Genomic DNA, 24600 nt, shown 5'->3' on the forward strand with positions numbered 1-24600 from the left:
ACAATTATTGTACCGTTTAACATTTGTTAACATATTATTTTTTAGTTAATTATACGCCTGTTTTGGGATATTTAAGCGTTAAAACATTGATTCTCAAACTTTAGATAATGATTAATTGAAGACAATTAATTGTAAATTCTCGCCAATTTTAAATTAAACCTTCTCAAAAAAACATAGTCAAATAGCGCTATTTAGAGGAAAAAGACTCTAGAATGTAATGTCCTAAAGGATTTTGTTCATTAAAAAAGGCAATTGAATTTCAATCCAATTGCCTCTTTTCATAAATATATATAACAGATATTTTATTCTAAATATTGACCTTGACGAATTAGCAAACCCCTATATTTATTAAATACAGAGGATTTAGAGATAAAACCTAAGTATTGATCATCTTTATTCACGACTGGTAATATCCAAACATCCTCTTTATTCATCTTGTTCATTACCAATTCCATATTTTCAGTTTCTATTATTATATCATTTGGCTTTTGTGCCAATGCTGAAAAGGTCTTGTCCCTACCCTCTTCTTCGCCCAATAGAATCGAAAACAATCGTTCGCTATATAATATTCCAATCAGTTTACCTTTTTCATCAACAATGGGAAAGATGTTTCTTTTGGAGTGAATGATATCAGATTGACGATCTAAAGGTGTCTCATTCGGTCTGAGAACTACAAAGTTCGTTTCTAGGACATACCGGAGCTTCATCATACTCAATACGGTCCTATCTTTATCCTCATAGGAAAGCAAGTCTCCAGATTCCGCCAAAACTTTGGTATATATAGAATGCTTCATCACTCCTCTATTGATTAAATAAGAGATTGAAGCAACTAACATTAAAGGTACCATCATGGTATAACCGCCAGTAACTTCAGCAATCAAAAATATACCGGTCAATGGCGCATGCATAATCCCTGCTAGTGCCGCTGCCATACCCGCCATCACAAAGTTGGGAACATTTAATTGAACAAACCCTGTTTGATTCATCCCAAATGCAAAAGCGAACCCTATCAATCCCCCCATGACCAAACTTGGACCGAATACTCCACCGTTACCACCACCATTGATGGTAAATAGAGCTGCAAAAGATTTTGCAAACAATGTCAACACCGTATAGCACACAACAACCCAAGCCATATCTCTATATTCAGCAAACAGGGAATTCTTTACGATCGAATTGAAATGACCGTCGAGCATCTGCTGTATGGTAAGATAACCTTCTCCATAAAGTGCCGGAAAGATGAAAATCATCACGCCTAACGAAATACCACTTAACCATACTTTATTATATGGGTTTTTGATTTTCCCAAACCAGTTCTTGACAATCTGACTTATCTTGGAGAAATAAACCGTATAAACTCCAACCAAAACAGCCAATAGAATATAAAAGAATATCGAACTCACCTCCCAATCGGTAGCTGCTGTATGAAACAAAGGTTCACTATATAATATCCTGGAAATTACTGCTGCCAATGCTGAAGAAATCAACAAAGGTATAAATGCTGGAATTGAAAATTCTGGCAATAAGATCTCAATTGCAAAGATCATCCCTGCAACAGGGCTATTGAATGCTCCGGAAATACCTGCTGCAGCACCACAAGCAAGCAACATGGTAACTTCCTTATAACTTAGTCCGAAGAATCTACCAATGTTCGATCCAATCGCTGAACCAGAATAGGCAATCGGTGCCTCAAGTCCTGAAGACCCTCCAAACCCTACGGTAATCGCACTGGTTACAATCTGAGAATAAATGTTGTGAATATCAATCCTACTCGACCTTCTGGAAATGGAATAGATAATTGGAGTAATTCCATGCTCTAGTTTCTTACCTTTTATAAACTTACGCACATAAAGCACACTTAAGAAGATCCCTATCAATGGGAAAATAAGGTACAAAGAATATTTAAAATGCCATTCTAAATCATCTTGTAATTTAGCAGCAATAAAATGAGTGAGACCTTTTAATAAAGCTGCAGCCAAACCTCCAACAATACCAACCACAAACGCTAGAACAATCAAGAAGTTTCTGTTAGAAATCTTCTGCATTCTCCATCTATTTATTGCTTCTAGTTTCTTAAGGAATTTGTGTCTCATTTTTTATTGCTTCCAGGATTAATTTCAAAATAACAGAATTCTAAAATTAATTGGCCCTCATAGGATTATTGATTGAAAAATAGCTTTTACCTCATTAATTTCTGCAAATATATGAACCATTTATCGAATAGTTAAATATATCATCAGAGATGTTCATAGATATTTATGTTTTGACGGACAACATTTACTATTTTTGGGATGAAACAAAATCTATAGTTATGCTAAATTATATCAAAGCAGGATTAATTGCTGCTTTTTTGACCACAGGTACCCTAATAATTCCAAACACCGTACCTATTCCGGATGAAGGAATGTTCCCCCTCAGTGAACTGAGTAAAGCGGGTCTAAAGAAAGCAGGATTAAAAATCAGTGAAAAAGAAATTTACAACCCCGGTCAAATCGGTCTTGTAGATGCACTGGTACAAGTGAGTGGTTGTTCTGGTTCATTCGTATCACCTAATGGATTGATCATTACGAACCATCACTGTGCATTTAGTGCAGTTCAGTTAGCTTCAACACCTGAACACAATTATTTAGAAAATGGATTTGTCGCAAATTCACACGAACAGGAAATCGAAGCCAAAGGACTTAACATTCGGATTACAGACTCTTACGAAGACGTATCACAGAAAGTTCTTGAAGGCACAAATAATATTACCGATCCAGCTCAAAGAATAGATGCAATAAACAACAAAAGAAAAGAATTGGCCAAAGAAGCGGAAGCACAGGATCCAACTATAAAAGCCGAAGTATCTGAAATGTTTATTGGAAAGAGTTATGTTTTGTTTAGATATAAAACCATAGAAGATGTACGATTAGTCTATATCCCTAGACAGAATATTGGTGAATTTGGCGGTGAAACCGATAACTGGGTTTGGCCTAGACACACGGGTGACTTTTCTTTCCTTCGCGCCTATGTGGCTCCGGATGGTTCTTCAGCAAAATATTCAAAAGAAAATGTTCCTTATAAACCAAAGAAACATCTGAAAGTGAATCCTAAAGGAGTGAATGAAAATGATTTCGTATTTATATTAGGTTATCCTGGAAGAACATTCCGTCATAGACCAGCTCAATATATTGAATACCAGGAAAAATATTTATTGCCTTATACTTCAGAACTATATGATTTCCAAAATCAACAGATGCTTGAAGCCGGAAAAGAAGATAAAGCAACTGAGTTAGCACTTGCAACCCGTATCAAAAGAAATGCAAATGTGATGAAGAATTATCGCGGTAAACTGAAAGGTCTCAGAAACATTGACCTAGTAAATACCAAAATCAAAGAAGATGAGGAACTCTCGAAGTTTATCCAAGCAGATGCAGAATTGAAAGCTCAATACGGTACTTTGATGCAAGATATTGACAATCATTATAACCGAGTTTTTGAAAATGCTGAGAAAGAATTGTGGTATAATAATATTTACAGCGGTATAAGAGCATTGCAATTGGCAAGTCTAACGAATTCTTTCAAAGAAGCTCTGAATCAAGAAATGTCAACGAAAAGGAAAACCGATCTTTTCAATGCAAATATTGAAAGTTTCAAAAAACAATTAGCTGGACTTTATGAAAGCTACAATCTTGCAGTTGATAAAAATATAGCGAGCACGATGTTTTCTCAAGCATATCAATTGAAAGATGGAAATAGCTTACCTTTCGTAGCTGCACATAAGTTTAAAAATGAACAAGAAGCTGCAAATTATATCTCCAATGCAATTTCTAATTCTAAACTTTCGGATCAAAAAGCATTTGAAAATACAGTCTTAAAAGATGCCAATACCTTTTTGAATTATACAGATGAATTGATGGCATTCCAAAAAGAATTAGAAAAAGAGATGACTCCTTTTGCGCAAGAACAAAAAAGTAGAGAAGGAAATTTGAGTAAGCTAATGGCAGATTACATCGCCGTAAAAGAAAAATTCCAGTCGAAGAGCTTTATCCCAGATGCAAACTCAACTTTGAGATTGACCTATGGAAATATCAAAGGATATAGTCCAGCGGATGCTACTTATATGGAACCATTTACAACAGTAAAAGGACTTATTGAAAAAGGAAATTCTGGATTGCCTGAATTTTCATACCCAGAGTCCATCAAAACAAATTGGTTGGACAAAAATTTTGGAAATTATTTCAAAAAAGACCTTAATGATGTTCCTGTAAATATCCTTTATAACATGGATACCACTGGAGGTAATTCAGGATCACCGATAATGAATGCCTATGGTGAATTGATTGGAGTTAACTTTGATAGAGCTTACGATGCTACCATAAATGACTTTGCTTGGAACGAAAGTTATAGTAGGTCAATCGGAGTTGACATTAGATATGTATTATGGATTGCTGATAAAATTGACAATGCACAATTCATTATCAATGAAATGGGTGTAAAATAGCATTCAATTCATATACAAGAAGAATAAGTATTTCTACAATTAGATAAAAAAAGCCACCTTCCCAGGTGGCTTTTACTACTTAATAGAATATTAAAACTTTGATTTGGTTACTTTTTCTGAATACGGCAAGTACATGGGCAATGCCGCAGATCCATACCATGGATAGATGGTATAGGACAATAGACCTGATTTGATTGCTGGATCAGTTTCAAGGATCTCTTTAGCTTCCTCTTCTGTTTTAACATTGTTGAGGATAAATAAATCTCGAAATTGATCATTATTTTTTCCAAATGGTCCAGCAACGATTAATTTCTCTTCCTTTACTAGCCTATTGATATTTGACATATGTCCGCTGAATGCTTCATTAACGAATTCTTTATTTTTATTCTTTTCTGGTCCTGTCTTTAACACTACAAAATAATAAGACTTCATTCCATAATCATCTGCACCTAGCTTTTCTGCCAATTCTTTGTCGAATTCTATTCCCTTTTTTTCAGGAGAATTTAAGCGACTCATTTTCAAAAAAGATTCTTTACCCTTTCCATAAATCCTAACATTTAATCTCTCCAAAGAATCCTTTGAGTATGTATATGTAATTTGTTGTGGAAAATCATGATCAAAATTCTCAAATTGAATTTGTGAATTATCCTTAGTCATGCTTCCTTGAAATACTATTGCCTCACCATTATTTTGTCCTAAAACTGTAGCAATCAATATAGGCCTTCCATTTTCAATTTTAATATCCAGATATTCACTGATAACTGGAATATTATCTGAAAGGCTATAACCAAAACCTTTCATGCTTGAATTGGAGACCACGTCCCATTGTTCAAAATTTTTTGAACCTTCTATTCTCCAATGACCTTTTAAGAACAATGGAAGAGCTTCTTGAGCATGGACTAACTGACTCATTGCAGTTAAAACCAAAATAATACTGAATTTCATAATTAAATGTTTAAGCAAACTTAATATTTTATTGCTTCAACTTGTTAATTAAAATCAGGCAAATGAAGGCTCTTCATTGGAAAATTCAACAATAAATTTCTCGACAATTTCCACCATGTTCTTACTTCCAATTATTAATGGTGTTCTTTGATGCAATTTAGTTGGGATAATATCCAAAATAGGATTTTCTCCTGTTGTTGCTATCCCTCCAGCCTGCTCTGCAATAAAAGCTAGTGGATTGCATTCGTACATCAATCTCAATTTTCCATTTGGATATTGATAAGTATCAGGATAAAGAAAAATCCCTCCTTGAATCATATTTCTATGAAAGTCAGCTACCAATGAGCCTATATATCGTGATGAATATGGCCTATTGCTATCTTTATCAATCTCTTTACAATATTGCAGATATTGCTTAACTGCTATTGAAAATTGATTGTAATTACTTTCATTTACAGAATATGTTTTGCCGTTCTCAGGAATCTTTAATCTAGGATGCGATAAACAGAATTCGCCAATAGACGGATCTAAAGTGAATCCATTAACACCTTTTCCAGTACTATAGACTAGCATCGTTGAAGATCCATAAATAACATAGCCAGCAGCTACCTGTTCCCGTCCAGTTTGGCTAAAATCTACACTCTGCAATTCTTCTCCCGTACTTATTCTTTTGTATATAGAAAAGATTGTTCCCACAGAAACATTTGCATCTATATTAGACGAACCGTCCAAAGGATCAAAATATACCATGTATTTCCCTACTGCATATTTATTTCTTTTGGTTAGATCAATCCCATCTTCATGTTCTTCAGATGCCAAATAACAACACTCGCCTACTCTCTCCAATGCATCCATAAAATAATGATCGGCAAATACGTCTAATTTTTGTTGCTCCTCTCCTTGAACATTTGTATTGCCAAGTTTACCTAATATATCAGCTAAACCCGCCTTATTAACTTCCCGGTGAACGATTTTCGCGGCCAAGGATATTGCTTGCAATAATCTTGTGAATTCGCCTTTAGCCTGTGGAAATTGGGTTTGTTGTTCTGAGATAAATTGTTCTAGTGTTTGTATGCTCATAGTTTTAGCTCAAAACTTTCTCAACCACTTCTTCTTTAGGAATAAATTGAGCGTAGTTCTCGTCAAACATTCCTTTTAATTTTTCTGCTAATTCTTCATATGCTTCAGGATTATCCCAAACACGTTTTGGATTCAAAAGATTAGCAGGTATCTCAGGACATTCCCTAGGCATTTGAAGGTCAAATATCGGATGTTTCTCATATCCAGCTTCGCCGATGTGTCCTTCCATAGCGGAACGAATCAATTGACGAGTGTATTTTAGTTGTATTCTTCTTCCGACACCATAAGGTCCTGCTACCCAGCCGGTATTAACTAACCAAACTTGGATATTAGGGTTTTCTTGAAGCTTTTTCTTCAACATCTCTGCATAGTGCATTGGGTGAAGTGGCATAAATGCCGCGCCAAAACAAGCTGAAAATGTTGCCGTCGGAGTCTTAACTCCCATTTCTGTACCAGCAACTTTTGCAGTATATCCATTGATAAAATAATACATAGCCTGCTCAGCAGTCAATTTTGAAATCGGAGGAAGAACTCCAAATGCATCAGCACTTAAGAAAAAGATATGATTAGGTGATGCCCCAAAACCTCTTGGGTTTACATTTTCCAAAAATTCAATTGGATATGAAGCTCTCATATTCTCCGTGATGCTGCTATCCTCGTAATCAGCTTCACGAGTTCCCGATTTAAAATTTACATTTTCTAAAAGAGATCCAAATCGGATAGCATTGAAGATTTGCGGTTCGTGCTGTTGAGTTAAACCAATTGCTTTGGCATAACAGCCTCCTTCAAAATTGAACACTTCATTGTCAGTCCATCCATGCTCATCATCACCAATCAGAAGCCTTCCTTCATCTGCTGATAACGTGGTTTTACCCGTTCCTGAAAGACCAAAAAATAATGCTGTGTCATTTTGTTTTCCCACATTCGCTGAGCAATGCATAGTTAATACATCATGCTTCAACGGTAAATAATAATTCAATGCGGAAAAAATACTTTTTTTGATTTCTCCTGTATACGCAGTACCGATTATAATGACGATATGTCTACTTAAATCTAAAACCACACAGTGCGAAGTTGGAAGACCCAATTCAGCGTAATCATCAACTTTCAAGTTGGATGCTGCTAGAACTGTCCAGTCAATATTTTTTTGTTTATTAACATCAACGTTGATGAACATATTATTAACAAAGATATCCTGACATGGGCTTTGAGTCACAGTCAATACATTTTGCGCATAGTTTTTATGGTTACACGCCTGAACTGACCTAACATAAATCGGCTTTGTGGATAGATATAGGCACACTCGCTCCAGCAATAGATCAAATAGTTCAATGCTCATAGGTTTGTTAACCTTACCCCAATTTACATTTTCTGAGGTCTCAGCATCTTTCACGATAAATCTAGACTCTGGAGATCGCCCGGTGAATATCCCGGTTTTGAAACTTAAAGCACCCGTTTCTGTAAGAGCTGCTTCTTGATTTTTAATCGCTTGTTCAACCAGTTCTGGTACTGGAAGTTGAAAATAAATTGGACCTTTTGGACGAACCCCAAGTGACTCCAATTGATTACTGATTAAATTTGTCATATATAGGATTTATTTTGCGAACAAAGCTATATATATTTTTAGCAATAAAAAAAGTAAATTTAGCATATTGTAAATTTTACACATTTTTAAAATGCTGATTATCAGGTAAATAAAATTAAAAATATTGAAATAATTAATTTAGCAAAATAACAACGTAATTTCCATGATTTTTATCAATGTCGGTTTAAATGATTTAAACGCATTTTTATGGGTTTTTGAGTTGAAAAAAGCCGTTTATACTGTAGTATTAAATTAATTCAAATGAAAATGTAGAGCCTTATCTACTTTGCTAAAATGAATTGACAATATAGATTGTAAATTCGATAATATATGTTCATGTTTATTTCAATTTTATTTACGATAATCCATATTTTATTAAAGTAAATTAATAGCCTGCTCCCTCAAAATCCATCTCTTAAATAGATTAACATCGTTTAAAATACATGTGAAAACATATATTGTTCAAAACATGACAATAAGGAAATAATTCATAACATTAGAATTACTATTTATTGAAATTTTCAAATGTATATTTACCTCCATGAAAAACGTCAATTATTCTCTCCTAGAACTAGCAACACTTTGCAAGGGTAAAACTGCTACTGATGCAATTGTCAGAGCGACCAATGGAGCACAACATATAGATCAATTGGGCTATACTAGAATCTGGTTGGCCGAGCATCATAATATGGAACATATTGCAAGTTCAGCAACATCAGTGCTTATCGGACACATCGCCGGAAAAACTAAAAACATACGAGTTGGATCTGGAGGGATAATGCTTCCAAACCACGCTCCTCTAGTTATTGCGGAGCAATTCGGAACTCTTGAATCTATGTATCCTGGCAGAATTGACCTAGGATTGGGGAGAGCACCGGGGACAGATCAAATTACAGCAATGGCTTTAAGACGAAACAATCTCAATACAGCATTTTATTTCAAAGATGATGTATTAGCGCTTGAAAGGTTTTTCAGCAAAGATAATTTCGACTCAAAAGTTCGGGCATTCCCAGGAGAGGGATTGGAAATTCCAATTTGGATTTTAGGATCGAGCACGGACAGTGCTTACCTAGCTGCGGAATTAGGATTACCTTATGCTTTTGCAGCACATTTTGCTCCAAATATGCTCAAAGCTGCTTCAGATATTTATAGACAGAATTTCAAACCATCAAAACAACTACAAGAACCATATTTTATGGTGTGTGTGAACATCATCGCAGCAGATACCAACGAGGAAGCTGAATTTCTGTCAACAAGTTTACAAAATCTATTTGCAGGAATTGTCACCAACAGGAGAATGCCTCTTTCTGCTCCAACAGAAAAACCGATCTTCGCTGGCATACCTGAAATCGAGCAAGCAGTTTACTCCATGACATCAAGTACTTTCACCGGAAATCCTGATAAATTAGCTGTAGATTTAAAAAATCTGATAAGAAATGTGAACGCTCAAGAAATTATGACTACGAATTACATCTTTGATGATGAAAAAAGATTGAAAGCTTTCGATTTAATCAAAAATACCTTCGACATAATAAATCAAGATTCCAATAAATAATATAGTGAGATAATCTTTAAAAAGGATGTTTTAAATAGAACATCCTTTTTTTATACCCTATTATTAGGATAAATAGCCGAAAAACGCAAAATCTCCCTAAAAAAAAGAAATTATACAAACCGTTTTGGGTAATTACTGTTATATTTACTACATCACACAACTAAATCTTTTTTTTAAAGAAAAGATTGCAAAGCAGGTACCCATGGTACTTATTGCTTAATAAAGGTATTGGAATAATTATTAATGTGATTTAGTGATTTACAATTTTGGAGATATCAGTTAGGTATCCCTGGATAATTCCATATTATCCTATAGGTATAGATAATTTTTGATTGAAGCAAAAATAGTGATTTCTAAATAAGTGAATCTAAACCGGCTCTATATTTCTGCATAGAGGGATTTGCATATGCACTGAAAAGCTGAAATCTGTTATTAAATTTAACTGAGATCCAATGATTAATAAAAAATTAATTATGATTTGGAATTCTGCATATCTGGACCCTTTTCTTAATAAGGCACCCAAGACCATTTACAACAGGGTTGTAAATGAAAACAATTTACCGACTGAAGAGTCAGAATCTATTTATATAGCTATTATAGGAGGCGGACCTAAAGGTTTTTATGCCTTAGACCGTTTTATCAATAAAATAATTCATCTAAATACTGAAAAAAGGATCAATATACATTGGTTCAACCATACTAGAGATTTTGCAGCAGGACCGAATTTTCAGCCGCACCTACCCTCTTATTTGATAATGAATGATTGTATCGCTGAAATAAGTTGCTGGGAAGACCTGAATAAACCTCATATTTTACCAAAACGCCTCAAATTAATTGATTGGATAAATGAGAATAAATCGGGAGAAAATGAACCAAGGCATGGAGATTTCTGCTCCAGAGAGTTAATGGGTCTATATCTGATGGATGCCCTCAAAAACATTTTAGAAAATATCCCCAATACAATGGACATCAAACTGATCAATGCCAATGTAATTGATATTGATGTCGTTGAGGAAAAAACAAAAGTCACCACCTCCAAGAAAAGATTGCCTTATCAATACGAATCTACAATCATTTGTACTGGCCATAGTTATGCAAATATGGAAGAGGAGAATTTATTGGCTACTGATGTTTCTGAAAACATAATGTACCTGCCTCAAGCATATCCTGTAGAATTGTTGGATGACATACCTTCACAAGTCGATGTAGCAATCAAAGGCATAGGTCTGACTTTTATGGATGCTGTATTACACCTTACTGAGGGAAGAGGTGGAATATTTTATAAACAAGATCAAGAGTATAGATACCTGCCCTCTGGTTATGAACCTACAATCTATCCTTTTTCTAGGAGGAATTTGCCAATGCTTCCAAGAAATGCATTTTGGGAAGGAAACAAATATCAGTTAAAAATAATGACAGACGATTGGGTGAATTCCTTAAAATCAAGAAATGGGCAACTAAATTTTGAAAGGGATATTTTACCTATTTATAATTTAGAAACGCAAATAGCATTCTATTCGCACGTTCATTCTACAAAGGAATTATCTGATTCAGAAATACTAGATTTTATTGATTCATTTGATTCTTCGAAGTTATTCTCCATAAGTGCATTGATTGATCCTATGACCTACTCAAAAGTACAAATGGAATCGAATTACCATGAATTTATTGTTGATCTAGGAATCTATAGCTTAAAATTATCCGATCAAGGGGAGCTCAAAAGTCCTATGGCTGCTGCAATCGCTGCCCTTCGAGAAGGTTTTTATAAAATCGCAGATTTATTTGCTCATAACGGATTTGACGAAGAATCCCAGGAATCTTTTGAAAAACATTGGATGGCATTTATTAACCACACAGCTTTTGGACCGCCTAGAGACTCGATAGATAAATTGTTTTGCTTGGCGAAAGATGGTTTTGTAAAATTTATTTTCTCTGAAGAACCATCCATCTCAATAAGTGACAACAGTTTGAAAATTAAAAATTCTTATATCGAAAAAGAATTCAATTATTTTATAGATGCCAGGATTCCTAAAGGGAATTTGAAATTGAAAAACAATTTGCTGTTCGAAAGAATGCAAAAGAAAGGGTATGTACGCGAAATTGTAAATGGCAAATATGAAAACGGAAAAATTGCAGTTCAAAAAGACGGCAGATTAATAGGTAATATTAACAATGCTCTAATATATTTATACGGGATACCTACAGATGGTACATTTCTTCAGAACGACAGCTTATCGAGGAAAATAAATAATTTCAGCGATGAATGGAGTGTTGCTACAATGGATAGAATTGCTGAGAAGTATAGCTGCAGAAACAATAAAATGGAATGCATCAAGTTCTCAAACCTTAATTACATAAACTTAACATCAAATTAATACTTTCATTAAAGTCCATTTGTATTTTTGATAATAAAAATTTATTAAAAATGATAAAAGACGAAGTATTAACACAAGACTTGAATTCACATTTAGTTGAATTCCTTTATGATGGTGATGATTTTAATTCAGAAGAGGATTAAAATCCCACCATCATAATTTTTCCCTTCCCCAAAAAAACCTACTCCCCTTCCAAAATATAATTTTACAATTTCAATTTTCATCAATCTCTATTATAACACTTATTTCCCCCAATTACCCCGATTCTTTTGTATCATTTCAACTTAATTTCATTAAATTAATTTTGAATTATATATATTTATTTCTAATTAACAACTAATTACAAACTTAAGTATTTGAATAATGAACCAATCAGTCTCCACGTCTGACAGAAACTTGTACATTAATTTTTACAAATACATAAATTTTTATGCATTTAAATTAACTGGCAATTATTCCTATGCTGAGGATTTAACACATGATGCATTTACCTCCTATTTTGCTAACAAAACGAAAGTTTCCGAAAATCCAGCAGCTATTAAATCATTCTTATACAGTTCCGTCAGAAATAAAATTATAAACGAACATAAAAGAACAAAAGTAAATGATAGATATTGGCAAAAAACAGGGTTTAATGAACAAGACTCTTTAGAATTAGATAGAGTACTTATTTATACAGAACTTCTGGCAGAAGTAGAAAGATTAGTGAATAACCTCCCGGCAATGTGTAGAAAAGTCATAAAATTGAGTTTCTTTGAAGGTTTATCTAATAGTGAAATTAAGGATAATCTCAATATCAGTATCAACACTGTAAAAACCCATAAAAAAAGAGGTTTAGCCTATTTGCAGAAAAACCTAAATCCAGAATATTATCTCTTATTCGTTGCGATAATTAATCAAGAATTAAAATTATTTTAATAATTAATTCACCCTTTTTTCTCCTCTTCTTTTCTTATGGATAATTATGAGCCAAAAGGAAAAAACCATTACTCAACTCTTGATCAAATATTTAAACGGAAAATGTTCTGTAAAAGAAATCCGTAAGCTAAATAATTGGATCATGGAAAATGAAGAGAATAGAAATTTATTTAAGAAATTTCTAAACCCTGAAATACTCCAGCAAGATTTGGATCTGCTAAATTCTTTTGTTGGTGAAACCGCTTGGCAAAAAAGATTCAACCAAAATAAATCATTAAAACAGAAACATAACTTGAAATGGTTAGCAGCTGCATGTATAATATTAATCGGGTGTCTAAGCTTATTTCATTTCAATTATTCCTTATTTTCTATATCACAAACTCCTAATTACGCAGATCGAACCGAGGTAAATGACAAGGATCGAAAAGCTGCAGTAATAGGTGCAGAATTAAAGTTTCAAAACGGTGAATCAATTGTATTAAATAACCCTGTTAAACTCAATGCTACAGGAGAAATCATCGATAAGGCCAATAATATAGCTATTGAGCACAGTTTTCCAAAAGATAAAATAGAATGGTTAGAAATTAAGGTTCCAATAGCACAGTATTACAATCTAACGCTGCCAGACAGCACCTTAGTAACATTAAATTCTAATAGTACTATAAAATTTCCTTCCAAATTTATAGAGAAAAACAGAGAGGTATTTGTGGAAGGTGAAGCTTTCTTTGATGTAAAAAACAACCAGAACCAATTATTTATAGTCAATACAAATCAGGCTAATATTCAAGTTCTTGGCACTTCTTTTAATGTCAACAATTACAATGAAAAACTGATTACAACCTTAGAGAAAGGTAAAGTAAATGTCCAATCCAAAAACGACTCAAGGATATTAAAACCGTCCCAAAAAGCAATAGTTAAAGACAATAGTATTGAAATTCTCGATGCTAACATCTTAAAAGATTTAGCATGGAAAAACAAAAAATTCTATTTTGAAAATGACAGGTTGGAAGAAATATTGTTTCAGATCCAAAATTGGTATGGAGTCAAAACCGATTATAAAAAATTCAAAAATCATCAGGAAACTTTCTCAGGAACCATCAATAGAGATGTAAACCTCTCCCAATTCCTAGAAATGCTCTCAAAAACCTCAGATTACAACTTTTCAATTCAAAATAACCATTTAATAATACATAATAAGCATATATGATAACATAAATACTCCAGGAAATGGATCAATTTGCCGCGCAAAGTATCCAATATTAGTAATTAAAAAACCAATTATTAACTAAATCAATCTTAAAATGCAGTACAATTTAGCTACCACAAAAATGGTAAGAAGGAAACGTATTGACTTAACTTTCCTTTCTAAACTGGCAAAATTTGTTATACTTCTGATACTGTTATTGGTATATTCCATAATAGTAAAAGCAGATGACCAACTAATTTCATTAAACTTTCAGAAAGCCTCACTCAAAAAGGTCCTGAATGAAATAAAAAACCAAACAAACTATCAATTCTTTTATAATGACCGAGTGACCAAGATTATTGGACCTGTCACCGTTAATATCAATAAAGGAACATTATCTCAAGTCCTAGAAATAATTATTCCACAAGATAAATTGGAATATTCAGTTCAAAACAATCAGATAACCATATCTCAAAAGAATGATAAACTAATTGTATCCACTGAAGTAACCCAGGAAATTATAAAAGGAACCGTGAAGGATATTAATGGCAATCCTTTAGCAGGTGCATCAATCACAATAAAAGGAACAAATACCAGTACTACAACCAATGAAAAAGGTGAATATCAAATTATTGCTAAATCCACCGACATTATCGTAATCACATTTTTGGGCTACCAAAAACAAGAAATTTCTGTCGCAGGAAGAAAAAGCCTGAATATAGCCATGACAAGAGACCAACAGACTCTCGAAACTGTCGATGTCGTAGCAACAGGATACCAGACTATAGACCGAAGAAAATTTACCGGTGCAGCAACCAAAGTCAAAGCGGAGGATGCTCAACGTTTCGGGGTACCGGATGTTTCCAGAATGCTCGAAGGTCAAGTATCAGGTGTATCGGTTCAGAATGTTTCAGGAACATTTGGAGCCGCCCCTAAGATACGTGTTCGCGGTGCAACATCTATTACCGGTGACAATAAACCGCTATGGGTAATCGATGGAATTATACTAGAAGATGTTGTGAACATTTCCAATGACCAATTGTCAACTGGGGATGCCTCTACCCTATTAGGATCATCTGTAGCAGGTATAAACCCCGATGATATCGAAAGCTTTGAAATCCTCAAAGACGCCGCAGCAACATCACTTTACGGAGCAAGAGCCATGAACGGCGTAATTATCATCACCACAAAAAAAGGTAAAGCCGGAACACAAGCAGTATCCTATCTAGGAAATGCAACAACCTATCTAAGACCATCTTATTCGCAGTTTGATATTTTAAACTCCTACGACCAAATGTCCATTTATGCTGAATTGGCAAGAAAAGGTGCTATAGATTATGCCTTGATCAGAAACAATATGAATTCTGGGATTTTCGGTAACCTTTCAAGAGCGCTAACGACTTGGAAAGAAGATGGTACTCCGATGGTAGAAAACACAGTTGAAGGAAGAGAAGCCTTTTTAAATAGGTATGTATATCAAAACACCGATTGGTTTAAAACATTATTCAACAATTCTCTATTGCAAGAACATTCCTTAAGTTTTTCAAATGGAACTGAGAATGTTCAGACTTATATTTCATCATCATTTTTACAGGATGATGGCTGGGCGAAATCTAATGGTGTAAGAAGATATACTGCAAATATTCGTGGAAATTTTAAAATTGACGATAATCTTTCTATTGGGATAATATCTACAGGGTCTATCCGTGATCAGAGAGCACCCGGAACACTAGGCCAAGACAGTAATCCTGTAACTGGTGTTGTTGCCAGAGATTTCGATAAAAACCCATTTTCCTATGCATTAAATACCTCAAGAGTAGTTGCTCCATTTGATCAAAATGGTGACCGTGAATTTATAACCATGAATTTTGCTCCCTTCAATATACTGCATGAGCTTGAAAAAAATTATATGGAATTAAAAATGTTAGATTTAAAAGTACAAGGCGAAGTCAATTATAAACTTCCAGCTAACATAAATTATAATTTCATCGGCGCCTATCGATATGCAAGTACAGGAAATGAACACAAAATGTATGAAAATTCAAACCTTGCAAATGCATACCGAGCAGGTACTAGGTTCGGCGTCACTGGATTTGAAAATGCAACGATAGCTGACGCAAATAGATTTTTATATCGAGATCCTAAGAATATCGAAGGTCGACCTCAAACAGTTCTTCCCTATGGAGGAATGTATATCACTTCTGATAATGGCCTTAAAAGCTTCTATCTCCGAAATAGCTTGAATTGGAACAAGGAATTCAACAATCATTTTCTTACAGCATTTGCGATTCAGGAAATCCGATATCTCGATAGAATGAATAAAGAATCAATTGGTTTTGGTTATCAATTTGAAAAAGGAGGTGTTCCATTCATTGATCCAAATATGATTAAAAGAAATGTTGAAAGCAATTTCCCTTATTACAAAATGGAAATGTTTCAAGACAGGTATGTAGCATTTGCTACTAATGCCACTTATTCATTTCAAGGAAGATATCAATTGAGTGGAACTGCAAGATATGATGGATCAAATCAATTAGGTAGAAGTAATGTTGCAAGATGGCTTCCAACTTGGAACATTTCAGGCTCTTGGAATATAGACCAAGAAAAGTTTATGCAGAATCAATCTTTTATAAATACCCTATCCTTAAGAGGAACTTACGGATTGACCGCTAGTATGGGACCAGCTACAAATGCAAGTTTAGTTTTAAGGTCAAACTCCGTTAATAGACCTCATATTAGAGACCAAGAACCAGCGATTAACATACAATATCATGAAAACCGTGACTTAACTTGGGAGAAGCAATATGAAACAAATATTGGATTAGATGCAACTTTTATGAATAGAAAATTCCAAGTTATATTGGATTTCTATAATAGGAATGGTTTCGATTTAATTGGTCCTGTGAGGGTTTCCGGTATCGGTGGTGAACCTATAAAATTTGCAAATTATGCAAATATGGACTCTCAAGGTATAGAGGTATTATTAAAAGCTACCATATTAGACAAACCAAATTGGAAATGGAAAACACAATTAACAAATGCTTTTAATAAAACTAGAATTACTGATGTCCGAAATGAACCTAATATTTGGAATTTAGTAAGTTCTGTAGGGGCTGCGAAAGAAGGATACCCGCATCGAAGCCTATTTTCAATAGATTTTGTCAGATTAAACTCAGAATTAGGTACTCCTTTATATGTTAATGAAAGTGGTGATATATCTGACAATATATTCCTTCAAAGCATCCATACAGAATATTTGAAATATGAAGGACCAGTTGATCCAACATTTAATGGTGGTTTTTATAACACATTTTCTTACAAAGACTTTCAAGTAGGATTTTTAGTAACATACAGTGCCGGAAATAAAGTAAGATTAAATCCAATTTATAGAAATTATTATTCAGAATTGGACGCCATGTCCCATGAATTTCTAAACCGATTCGTCTTGCCTAATGAATCCATGTCACCATCGATTGCCACGGCTAGAACAAATGCAAGGCTATCTGGTGATCAAGTGTATAATGCATATAACTATACATCAGAAAGAATTGCAGATGGCGGTTTTGTTAGGATGAAGCAGGTAACATTAGGTTATAATTTCCCAAAGAGATTATTGGAAAAAACTAAGTTTAATAATCTTTCCTTAAACCTCGTAGCAAATAATCTTTTTCTAATCTATTCAGACCCTAAACTGAATGGACAAGACCCTGAGTTTTACGGATCTGGTGGAGTAGCATTGCCACTTCCAAGACAATTTACTCTTTCATTAAAGGTTGGATTATAAAAATAATAACATGAAAATTTTAAGATTAATTATATGTGGATTTGGAATATTCTTCTTTTCGAATTGTACCAAATTTTTAGAAACTCCACCAGATTTAAGAACAGAGTTGGATTCTTATGATAAAATAGCCGAATTATTAACAACAGCATACCCCAAAGGAAACTATATCCCATTTTTTGACGTAGCATCAGATAATGCTGGCGATAAAGGGATTGGAAGAACTGAAGGTGATATTACAAATATTCACCCTTGGATGTACAAAGATGTTGACAGCAGGGATATGGATTCTCCTACATTTTATTGGTATGCTTGTTATGCTGCCATCAGTGCTGCTAATCACGCTTTAGAGGCAATTGATAAATTAGGAAATAAAAAAGAATATAATCCTCTAAAAGGAGAAGCTTTAATAGCAAGAGCTTATGCTCATCATATGCTGGCAATGACTTTTGCTAAAAATTACGACCCTAAGACAGCGGCTTCAGACCCTGGTATTCCATACGTGACAGAAACTGAAAAAGTAGTCCTAAAAAAATACGAAAGAAAAACTGTAGAACATGTATATCAGCAGATAGAAAAAGATATTGTGGAAGGATTACCATTGTTGGACAACAGTCGTTATAAAGTTCCTAAATTCCATTTCACTACAACTTCTGCAAATGCTTTTGCGGCAAGATTTTATCTGTTTAAAGGTGATTACGCAAAAGTAGTGAAACATGCAGAATTAGCATTAGGGCAAGATATAAAATCTTATATAAGGCCAATCAATAGTGTTAAGCATATTTCAATGGAATATTTTACCAAACAAGAGTGGTATACTTCAACTGAAAATCCTTCAAACCTATTGATTTGTGAAACACCTTCTTTATGGGGAAGATCATATGTTGGCAATAGATATGGATTTACATCTACTATATATTATAATCTATTTCTAGCCCCAAATATTACGACTGGTCGATATATATATTCATTTTTTGGAGCTACTGAAACTGTTATTCATATCCCAAAATTCCGAGAACATTTTGTTACCACTAATGTTAATGCAAGTTTTGGTGTACCCTACAATATGTTACCTCTTTTTACGGCAGACGAACTGTTACTAAATTGGGCAGAAGGGCTTACTAAATTAAGAAGATTCAACGAAGCCATAAACCTCTTAAATACATTCATTAGTCATAAAGTCATTTATAACTCAGAAATCTTAAGGTATGTGTCGGATATCCACGATCTAAACGTGACCAAAATAAATAATTTTTATGGAGACCAAGACCTTGAACAGAATCTAATAAAAACAATTCTGCGATTCAAACAAATTGAATTTGTATTCGAAGGACTAAGATGGATGGATGTATTAAGACATCGCATTCCAGTACAACATTGGTCATATAATGGAAATGAAAGTTATATCCTCGATCCTGGAAGTAATAATAGAATGTTTCAATTACCTGATGAAGTCATATTGTCAGGTATCGAACCAAACCCTAGATAAGTTAAAAACCAAAAATTATGAAAACAAAATTAATGATTATGCTAGTAATAGTCTTCGGATTATATAGTTGTGAAAAAGAAGGAGCCCTACCAAAAGATACAATATTTGATTTAGGTGGAGAAAGGTGGAAACGAACCGATATAGATAATTTGATATATAAAGATTTCACCAAACCTTATAACATTGAAATCAAATATAAATGGAATCCATACGAATTAAATCATAACAGAACCTTAGTACCAATTAGAGAAAGTCAAGTCCCATTTGTTTTAAAAGCAATTAAGACTGTATGGATGGAGCCTTATGAAAAAGTTGGTTCTAAGAATTTTCTAAGACAATTCCCATTTTTAAAATTTATTCTAACAGGAAGTCCAGAATTTCAAAGTGATGGATCTGAAATCATGGGTTTAGCAGAAGGTGGAGCAAAAATTATCTTATTTAATATGAATGAATTTTTAATTGATAATAGGCCTTCAATAGAAAATACAATGCACACTGTTCACCACGAGTTTGCACATATTCTACATCAAACAATACACTATCCTGAAGAGTGGAGAGGCATCAGTACCAAATGGTATACCCCAACTTGGTTTAATTCAGATATGCCTACAGCTAATGCACAGGGGTTAATAACTCCATATGCAAAATCATCAGAAAGAGAAGATTTTGTAGAAACAATAACATATTTATTAATCCACGGACAAGACGAATTTGATTGGATTGTAGATGAATATAAAGATGCTGCGCATATTTTCAGGCTCAAGGAAAGCTTAATAGTAAAATACTTTAAAGATGCTTTTAATATAGATTTCAGAGAGCTACAAAAAGAAGTTGAAAAAGGAATAAGTAAAATAGTATTATAAATAAGATCATGAAAAAATACCTTATATATATAAATATGGTCCTTTTTGGCTTGCTTTTTTATTCTTGTAATAAAAAAGAATTAACCATTATAAGACCTGACAAAAAACTGATTGAAAATCAGAATGAGTATACAAAAATTTTAACTGAAGCTGAATATGGTTGGATTGGATATTTATATCCCGCAGGTGGTAGAGCATATACCTTTAAATTTAACTTCACAAATGAAAATAGAGTATTTACTTCCGGAACGTTAGATGAAACCTATACTACGACAGGCATTGAAAGCTCATATAGACTAGTTGCGGATCAAACTCCATCTTTATCCTTCGATACATACACTTATTTACATCTATTATCTGATCCAGATGAATTAATTTTCGGAGGTGCAAGAGGTCGAGGTCATGTATCTGATTTTGAATTCGCTTTTTTAAAATTAAATAAAGATACCATACATCTTAAAGGGAATCATAATGGAAGTAAATTAATCCTGGTTAAAGCCACTAAGGATCAGGATAAAGATTTTATAAAAAAATCTTTTGCAACATATGCACGAATTGGTCAAATCAATGATTTTCAGCACTATCATAAAAAAGTTAGGATAAACAATCAAGATTTTTCCTTTACAATTTCTCCGCATATTAATGCAATGAGTTTCTATTATATGGAAGGAGATGTTTTTAAACAAAAAATTGGAATTTTCACCACTAATGAACATGGACTGCTATTTAGAGAACCAATGGAGTTAGCTGGAGTAAGTTTTCAAGAAATAACAAATTTTGATATCGTTTCTAAACAGAACACTGGGACATTCAAGATTAACGGAGAAAAAGTTAAAATCGAACCACTTCAAAAGCCTTTATATATTGACAAACATGCCCCAAATCGTTTCAGAGAAGTAAATAAACAATTCTATTCCCGATGGATGTTTACTGTGAATGGAAAACATGAGGCTTTGTCTTTACGTGAATTACCTGGTTATGCTGGTGGTGTATATCTCTCTAACGTAAATGTTGACAGAATGGATGCAATGTATCTATTATATATATCAGGAATGAGATATGTAGGTCCTGTTTTCTCAACTATAATTGACCAAGATGGAGTGATGAAATTTAATAAATATATGGAAGCCTACGGATTTAATCCCGGTGAATTAATTTCAGTTGTCAGAAGGTTTAATGAAGTTTGGTTTAACGAAGCAGGATATTATGTTTTCCAAACTGGACCTACGGACTATGATCTCGTAAATGCAAAAGACAGTAAAACTTGGGTAAGATTCAATTAGACTTAATGTTATGAAAAATATATTTTATATAATTCCATTGCTGTTCCTTTTTATCAATTGTTCAAAAAACAGCTTTGAGGAAAATCCAGTAGAGAAAGTTTGGAAGGACCCAAACAAAGAAATGGAAAAATTGAAAGAAGAATTATTAAATCAAGAAAATGGATGGGAATTCAAATTAGAAGATGGCCTTACAAAAGCAATATTTTTCGGTCATATCAACTTTGATTCTGACACAGATATAAGCTTTTTAACAGATTATTCTAAAAATTATTATAAAAAAAATAAAGGTAAAATCATCTTTTCAATTAAAAATAACAAACCAACCTTTCATTTTCCAAAAACAACCAGATTCGCTCAGCTTTTAGAACATTCTAGAAACTTAGACAGTCTATACATTCTAAATAGAATAGACAATGACACCATTTTCTTTGATGGCCATCAAATAGGTACCAAATTCAAATTATTTAAAAGTACAAATGAAAGAAAACAGGCTTTAATGTCTAATAATATTGAAAAGAATAGAAAGGATTTAATTAAAACATTCGAAATGAAAAAGTATTTTTTTTATCTCAGAAAAGGAGAACATACTTTTGACATAAAATTAGATACATTTAGAAAAGAATTCATTATTAATCACGGTACAAATACTGATTTTAAATTATTTATAAGTAAATATTATTTTGACCATGATGGTATTGTTCTCAATAAAACTTTCAATGTAAACGGAGTAGAAATAAAGAAGTTAAAACCCAAAAACATTCAAGCTGATTTTGCCGAATTTGAAGATGGTATTACCATAACAAATGAATCAAAACCAAAAATCTACGACCTCAGTATTACAAAAGATTTCCATGGCCACATAGTAGGATTCGGTTGGGGATCATATGCCGGATTTGGAACAAGAGACAAAAGGGACATTGCCAATATAAGGGCAATGCCAGAACTAAATGTTCATGCAATTTTCCCAACCTTAATTATTCAAGAAGATGCGGAAAGATTACATGGAATGATCGTATTCATAAATAGAGCCGGTGGTTTTATGTTAGGTGCTGAACTTCAATTAACCAATTATACAGAGGATGGACGAGTAGTTTTCACTAAATATGTGATTGAAGACGACCCAAAAAATCCATTACTAATGGCATCAAAAGCAATATTAACCCCAATTCTGTACAATAAAGAAGGATTTTATATCATAAGAAATGGTGCAGGTGTGGATCTTGTAGACGCTAGAGATGCATTAACTTGGGGAAATTATGTTCCTGTAATGAGAAAACAAGATTAAAAAATAAAATTTAATGCCCATACATAAATTTCTATTTATGTATGGGTTATTATTAGTTTTACAAATTCAACAAACTATGTTGGCTCGCCGTAAACAAATTTCGAATCACAATATTCATCTCATTTTCCTTCTGCGCTGCTCTAATTCCTAACAAAGGCATTAACTCTGCCACATTCATCCTAATCTCTTTCGCTAATTCCCTTGAAGCCCTTCCTACTTCTGCAAAAACCTCTTCATCCCCAACTTTATTCAACAAGGCATCATCCCAAATTTTACCAGCCAATTCTTTACAAACCTGTACCTTTGTATCAAATTCACTCCTTATCCCATCTATCTGCCTAAATCTTGATTTACTAAACTTTTCCGCCCAAACTTGATCTTTCGATTTTTCGAAATAATATTTCTCTATTAAATCCAAAAATCTCCTGAACATACCCGTATAATTCATTAACAAAGTCAATTCTGCAAATGGCATAAAAGGAATATTAAAAAGAGCTGAATCAGATGATTTATAGGCAGGGTCTAAAATAAACGCATGTGATTTCGGAACTTGAATCTTATCTAGGGAAAAAGAATGACTTGCCGTACATTCCAAACCGAATGTATCCCAATCATAATGCACCAATACATCTTCACGAGGGACGAAAAATGAATAATAAACAGATTCACCAGCGTCATTTTTTAACACTTGTCCTTTTTCGACTATTTCTGCGTTCAATGTAAAGTGCGTTAAATGAGGTGCTCCGGTCGCATAACTCCAAAAACCAGAAATAACATAGTTATCGTCTATCAATTCTGCCTTTCCTCCTACTCGACCACTTCCACCAAAACAGACTTTAGGATCTTGCCAAACCAATTTTGATAATTGAGGATCGATAAAGCCGGCAAACATATTTGCCCCGGCACACAAGGTAACCGTCCAAGCTAGTCCCCCATCCCAATATGCCAACTCTTCCAATAGCTTCAACCCATTAGGAAAAGGAATTTCCAAACCATTCAATTCTTTTGGAACCCATAGGTTGAACCAATTATTTGAATATATAAGGTCCAGTTGATCTCGAGTAAGCGCTTTATTTTTTATTCCCGAAGCTTGTAATTCTTGTATTCTTTGTATCGTATCTTGATTAAGCATTTTGCGATTTAATAAGTTCTTGCCCCATAATTTTCCGCCATTTTAGATAGCCGAAAATAGCGACAATAAATAAAAAGGTTGTCAAAGCAGCAAATAGATAAAGGTTTTTATGGATTAACAACGGTATTGCAAATAAGTTGCTGATATTCAACAATATCCAGTTCTCAATCTTTCTTTTTGCCAAAAGCCACATTCCTGCCCATGCAGTAGAGGTTACCCAAGCGTCCCAAATTGGAACATCAGAGTCAGTAATTCCTTTTAATAAGAAATAAAAAATAAAGAATCCGATAAATACAATACCAAGTACAACCATCCATTCAGATTTCGAAGCCTTGGTGATCGGTTGTTCTTTAGCTTGCCTATTACTCACCCAATACCACCAACCATAGATGCTCATAATGAGATAATAGATCTGTAATGCAATTTCTGCATACAATTTAGCATGGAACAAAACCATCATACCGCTAGTGATGCCAAGGATACCAAAGAAGTAATTAGAAACCTTATTGTTCTTGGACAGCAAGACTTGAACAATGCCGCAAAGCACAGAAAAACGCTCCAACCATGAGGTTGCTTGAAAAGCTTGAATTATGTTTTGTAATATTTCCTCCAAAATATATGCATTAGGATTTGCACTTAT

General features: G+C 33.7%; 16 protein-coding genes. 10 read left to right on the forward strand and 6 right to left on the reverse strand.

All coding sequences use genetic code 11. From position 1 onward, the window contains the following. Positions 1-302: 302 nt before the first annotated feature. Positions 303-2045, reverse strand: a complete 1743-nt coding sequence (locus CRT24_RS16410) for a chloride channel protein (protein WP_257214069.1) — start codon at positions 2043-2045, stop codon at positions 303-305. A 266-nt stretch (positions 2046-2311) separates the two neighbouring features. On the opposite strand from CRT24_RS16410, the gene CRT24_RS16415 reads away from it, so the two are divergent. Then, the gene (locus tag CRT24_RS16415; protein WP_099372355.1) at positions 2312-4483 is read left to right on the forward strand and encodes a S46 family peptidase; all 2172 of its coding nucleotides are present in this window, start codon (positions 2312-2314) and stop codon (positions 4481-4483) included. Positions 4484-4573: 90 nt separating this feature from the next. On the opposite strand, the gene CRT24_RS21100 is transcribed toward CRT24_RS16415, so the two are convergent. From CRT24_RS21100 to pckA, 3 genes are read right to left on the reverse strand one after another with little or no spacing between them, the layout of a single operon-like run. After that, positions 4574-5428: a DUF6265 family protein gene (locus tag CRT24_RS21100; RefSeq protein ID WP_099372263.1), complete on the reverse strand. Its 855-nt coding sequence runs from the start codon at positions 5426-5428 to the stop codon at positions 4574-4576. A gap of 54 nt (positions 5429-5482) precedes the next feature. After that, on the reverse strand, positions 5483-6508 hold the full coding sequence (gene fbp / locus CRT24_RS16425; RefSeq protein ID WP_099372264.1) for a class 1 fructose-bisphosphatase: 1026 nt from the start codon (positions 6506-6508) through the stop codon (positions 5483-5485). Between the two features lie 4 nt (positions 6509-6512). Next, positions 6513-8093, reverse strand: coding sequence for a phosphoenolpyruvate carboxykinase (ATP) (gene pckA / locus CRT24_RS16430; RefSeq protein WP_099372265.1), 1581 nt, complete (start codon positions 8091-8093; stop codon positions 6513-6515). A 541-nt stretch (positions 8094-8634) separates the two neighbouring features. On the opposite strand from pckA, the gene CRT24_RS16435 reads away from it, so the two are divergent. From CRT24_RS16435 to CRT24_RS16475, 9 genes are all read left to right on the forward strand, one after another. Continuing rightward, the gene (locus tag CRT24_RS16435; protein ID WP_099372266.1) at positions 8635-9648 is read left to right on the forward strand and encodes an LLM class flavin-dependent oxidoreductase; all 1014 of its coding nucleotides are present in this window, start codon (positions 8635-8637) and stop codon (positions 9646-9648) included. 473 nt (positions 9649-10121) lie between these two features. Next, positions 10122-12023 (forward strand): FAD/NAD(P)-binding protein, encoded by a 1902-nt coding sequence (locus CRT24_RS16440; RefSeq protein WP_180269159.1) that lies wholly within the window; start codon positions 10122-10124, stop codon positions 12021-12023. A gap of 363 nt (positions 12024-12386) precedes the next feature. Continuing rightward, positions 12387-12941 (forward strand): RNA polymerase sigma factor, encoded by a 555-nt coding sequence (locus CRT24_RS16445; protein ID WP_099372268.1) that lies wholly within the window; start codon positions 12387-12389, stop codon positions 12939-12941. A gap of 46 nt (positions 12942-12987) precedes the next feature. After that, the gene (locus CRT24_RS16450; RefSeq protein ID WP_099372269.1) at positions 12988-14148 is read left to right on the forward strand and encodes a FecR family protein; all 1161 of its coding nucleotides are present in this window, start codon (positions 12988-12990) and stop codon (positions 14146-14148) included. A gap of 94 nt (positions 14149-14242) precedes the next feature. Continuing rightward, positions 14243-17911, forward strand: coding sequence for a SusC/RagA family TonB-linked outer membrane protein (locus CRT24_RS16455; RefSeq protein ID WP_257214070.1), 3669 nt, complete (start codon positions 14243-14245; stop codon positions 17909-17911). 10 nt (positions 17912-17921) lie between these two features. Then, positions 17922-19397 carry a RagB/SusD family nutrient uptake outer membrane protein gene (locus CRT24_RS16460; RefSeq protein ID WP_144034602.1) on the forward strand — a complete coding sequence of 492 codons (1476 nt, stop codon included), beginning with the start codon at positions 17922-17924 and terminating at the stop codon, positions 19395-19397. A gap of 17 nt (positions 19398-19414) precedes the next feature. Continuing rightward, on the forward strand, positions 19415-20260 hold the full coding sequence (locus tag CRT24_RS16465) for a substrate import-associated zinc metallohydrolase lipoprotein (protein WP_099372271.1): 846 nt from the start codon (positions 19415-19417) through the stop codon (positions 20258-20260). An 8-nt stretch (positions 20261-20268) separates the two neighbouring features. Then, on the forward strand, positions 20269-21543 hold the full coding sequence (locus CRT24_RS16470) for a DUF4302 domain-containing protein (protein WP_099372272.1): 1275 nt from the start codon (positions 20269-20271) through the stop codon (positions 21541-21543). Between the two features lie 10 nt (positions 21544-21553). Beyond that, positions 21554-22828 (forward strand): DUF4302 domain-containing protein, encoded by a 1275-nt coding sequence (locus CRT24_RS16475; protein WP_099372273.1) that lies wholly within the window; start codon positions 21554-21556, stop codon positions 22826-22828. 58 nt (positions 22829-22886) lie between these two features. Here CRT24_RS16475 and CRT24_RS16480 read toward each other — a convergent pair whose 3' ends face one another. Both CRT24_RS16480 and pnuC read right to left on the reverse strand, forming a co-directional pair. Beyond that, a complete protein-coding gene (locus CRT24_RS16480) occupies positions 22887-23960 on the reverse strand; it encodes an acyl-CoA dehydrogenase (protein WP_099372274.1) in 1074 nt (357 codons plus the stop codon). Next, the gene (gene pnuC / locus CRT24_RS16485) at positions 23953-24573 is read right to left on the reverse strand and encodes a nicotinamide riboside transporter PnuC (protein ID WP_218962655.1); all 621 of its coding nucleotides are present in this window, start codon (positions 24571-24573) and stop codon (positions 23953-23955) included. Before pnuC ends, CRT24_RS16480 begins: the two co-directional genes overlap by 8 nt. Between the last annotated feature and the right edge of the window lie 27 nt (positions 24574-24600).

Source organism: Sphingobacterium sp. 1.A.5, assembly GCF_002734235.1.
Taxonomy (GTDB): Bacteria; Bacteroidota; Bacteroidia; order Sphingobacteriales; family Sphingobacteriaceae; genus Sphingobacterium; species Sphingobacterium daejeonense.

What these genes read in the sequence shown, in the direction of transcription:
- CRT24_RS16410 (WP_257214069.1), bottom strand. Translation starts at nt 2,045, where the DNA reads ATGCAGAAGATTTCTAACAGAAACTTCTTGATTGTTCTAGCGTTTGTG.
- CRT24_RS16415 (WP_099372355.1), top strand. Translation starts at nt 2,312, where the DNA reads ATGCTAAATTATATCAAAGCAGGATTAATTGCTGCTTTTTTGACCACA.
- CRT24_RS21100 (WP_099372263.1), bottom strand. Translation starts at nt 5,428, where the DNA reads ATGAAATTCAGTATTATTTTGGTTTTAACTGCAATGAGTCAGTTAGTC.
- fbp (WP_099372264.1), bottom strand. Translation starts at nt 6,508, where the DNA reads ATGAGCATACAAACACTAGAACAATTTATCTCAGAACAACAAACCCAA.
- pckA (WP_099372265.1), bottom strand. Translation starts at nt 8,093, where the DNA reads ATGACAAATTTAATCAGTAATCAATTGGAGTCACTTGGGGTTCGTCCA.
- CRT24_RS16435 (WP_099372266.1), top strand. Translation starts at nt 8,635, where the DNA reads ATGAAAAACGTCAATTATTCTCTCCTAGAACTAGCAACACTTTGCAAG.
- CRT24_RS16440 (WP_180269159.1), top strand. Translation starts at nt 10,122, where the DNA reads ATGATTTGGAATTCTGCATATCTGGACCCTTTTCTTAATAAGGCACCC.
- CRT24_RS16445 (WP_099372268.1), top strand. Translation starts at nt 12,387, where the DNA reads ATGAACCAATCAGTCTCCACGTCTGACAGAAACTTGTACATTAATTTT.
- CRT24_RS16450 (WP_099372269.1), top strand. Translation starts at nt 12,988, where the DNA reads ATGAGCCAAAAGGAAAAAACCATTACTCAACTCTTGATCAAATATTTA.
- CRT24_RS16455 (WP_257214070.1), top strand. Translation starts at nt 14,243, where the DNA reads ATGCAGTACAATTTAGCTACCACAAAAATGGTAAGAAGGAAACGTATT.
- CRT24_RS16460 (WP_144034602.1), top strand. Translation starts at nt 17,922, where the DNA reads ATGAAAATTTTAAGATTAATTATATGTGGATTTGGAATATTCTTCTTT.
- CRT24_RS16465 (WP_099372271.1), top strand. Translation starts at nt 19,415, where the DNA reads ATGAAAACAAAATTAATGATTATGCTAGTAATAGTCTTCGGATTATAT.
- CRT24_RS16470 (WP_099372272.1), top strand. Translation starts at nt 20,269, where the DNA reads ATGAAAAAATACCTTATATATATAAATATGGTCCTTTTTGGCTTGCTT.
- CRT24_RS16475 (WP_099372273.1), top strand. Translation starts at nt 21,554, where the DNA reads ATGAAAAATATATTTTATATAATTCCATTGCTGTTCCTTTTTATCAAT.
- CRT24_RS16480 (WP_099372274.1), bottom strand. Translation starts at nt 23,960, where the DNA reads ATGCTTAATCAAGATACGATACAAAGAATACAAGAATTACAAGCTTCG.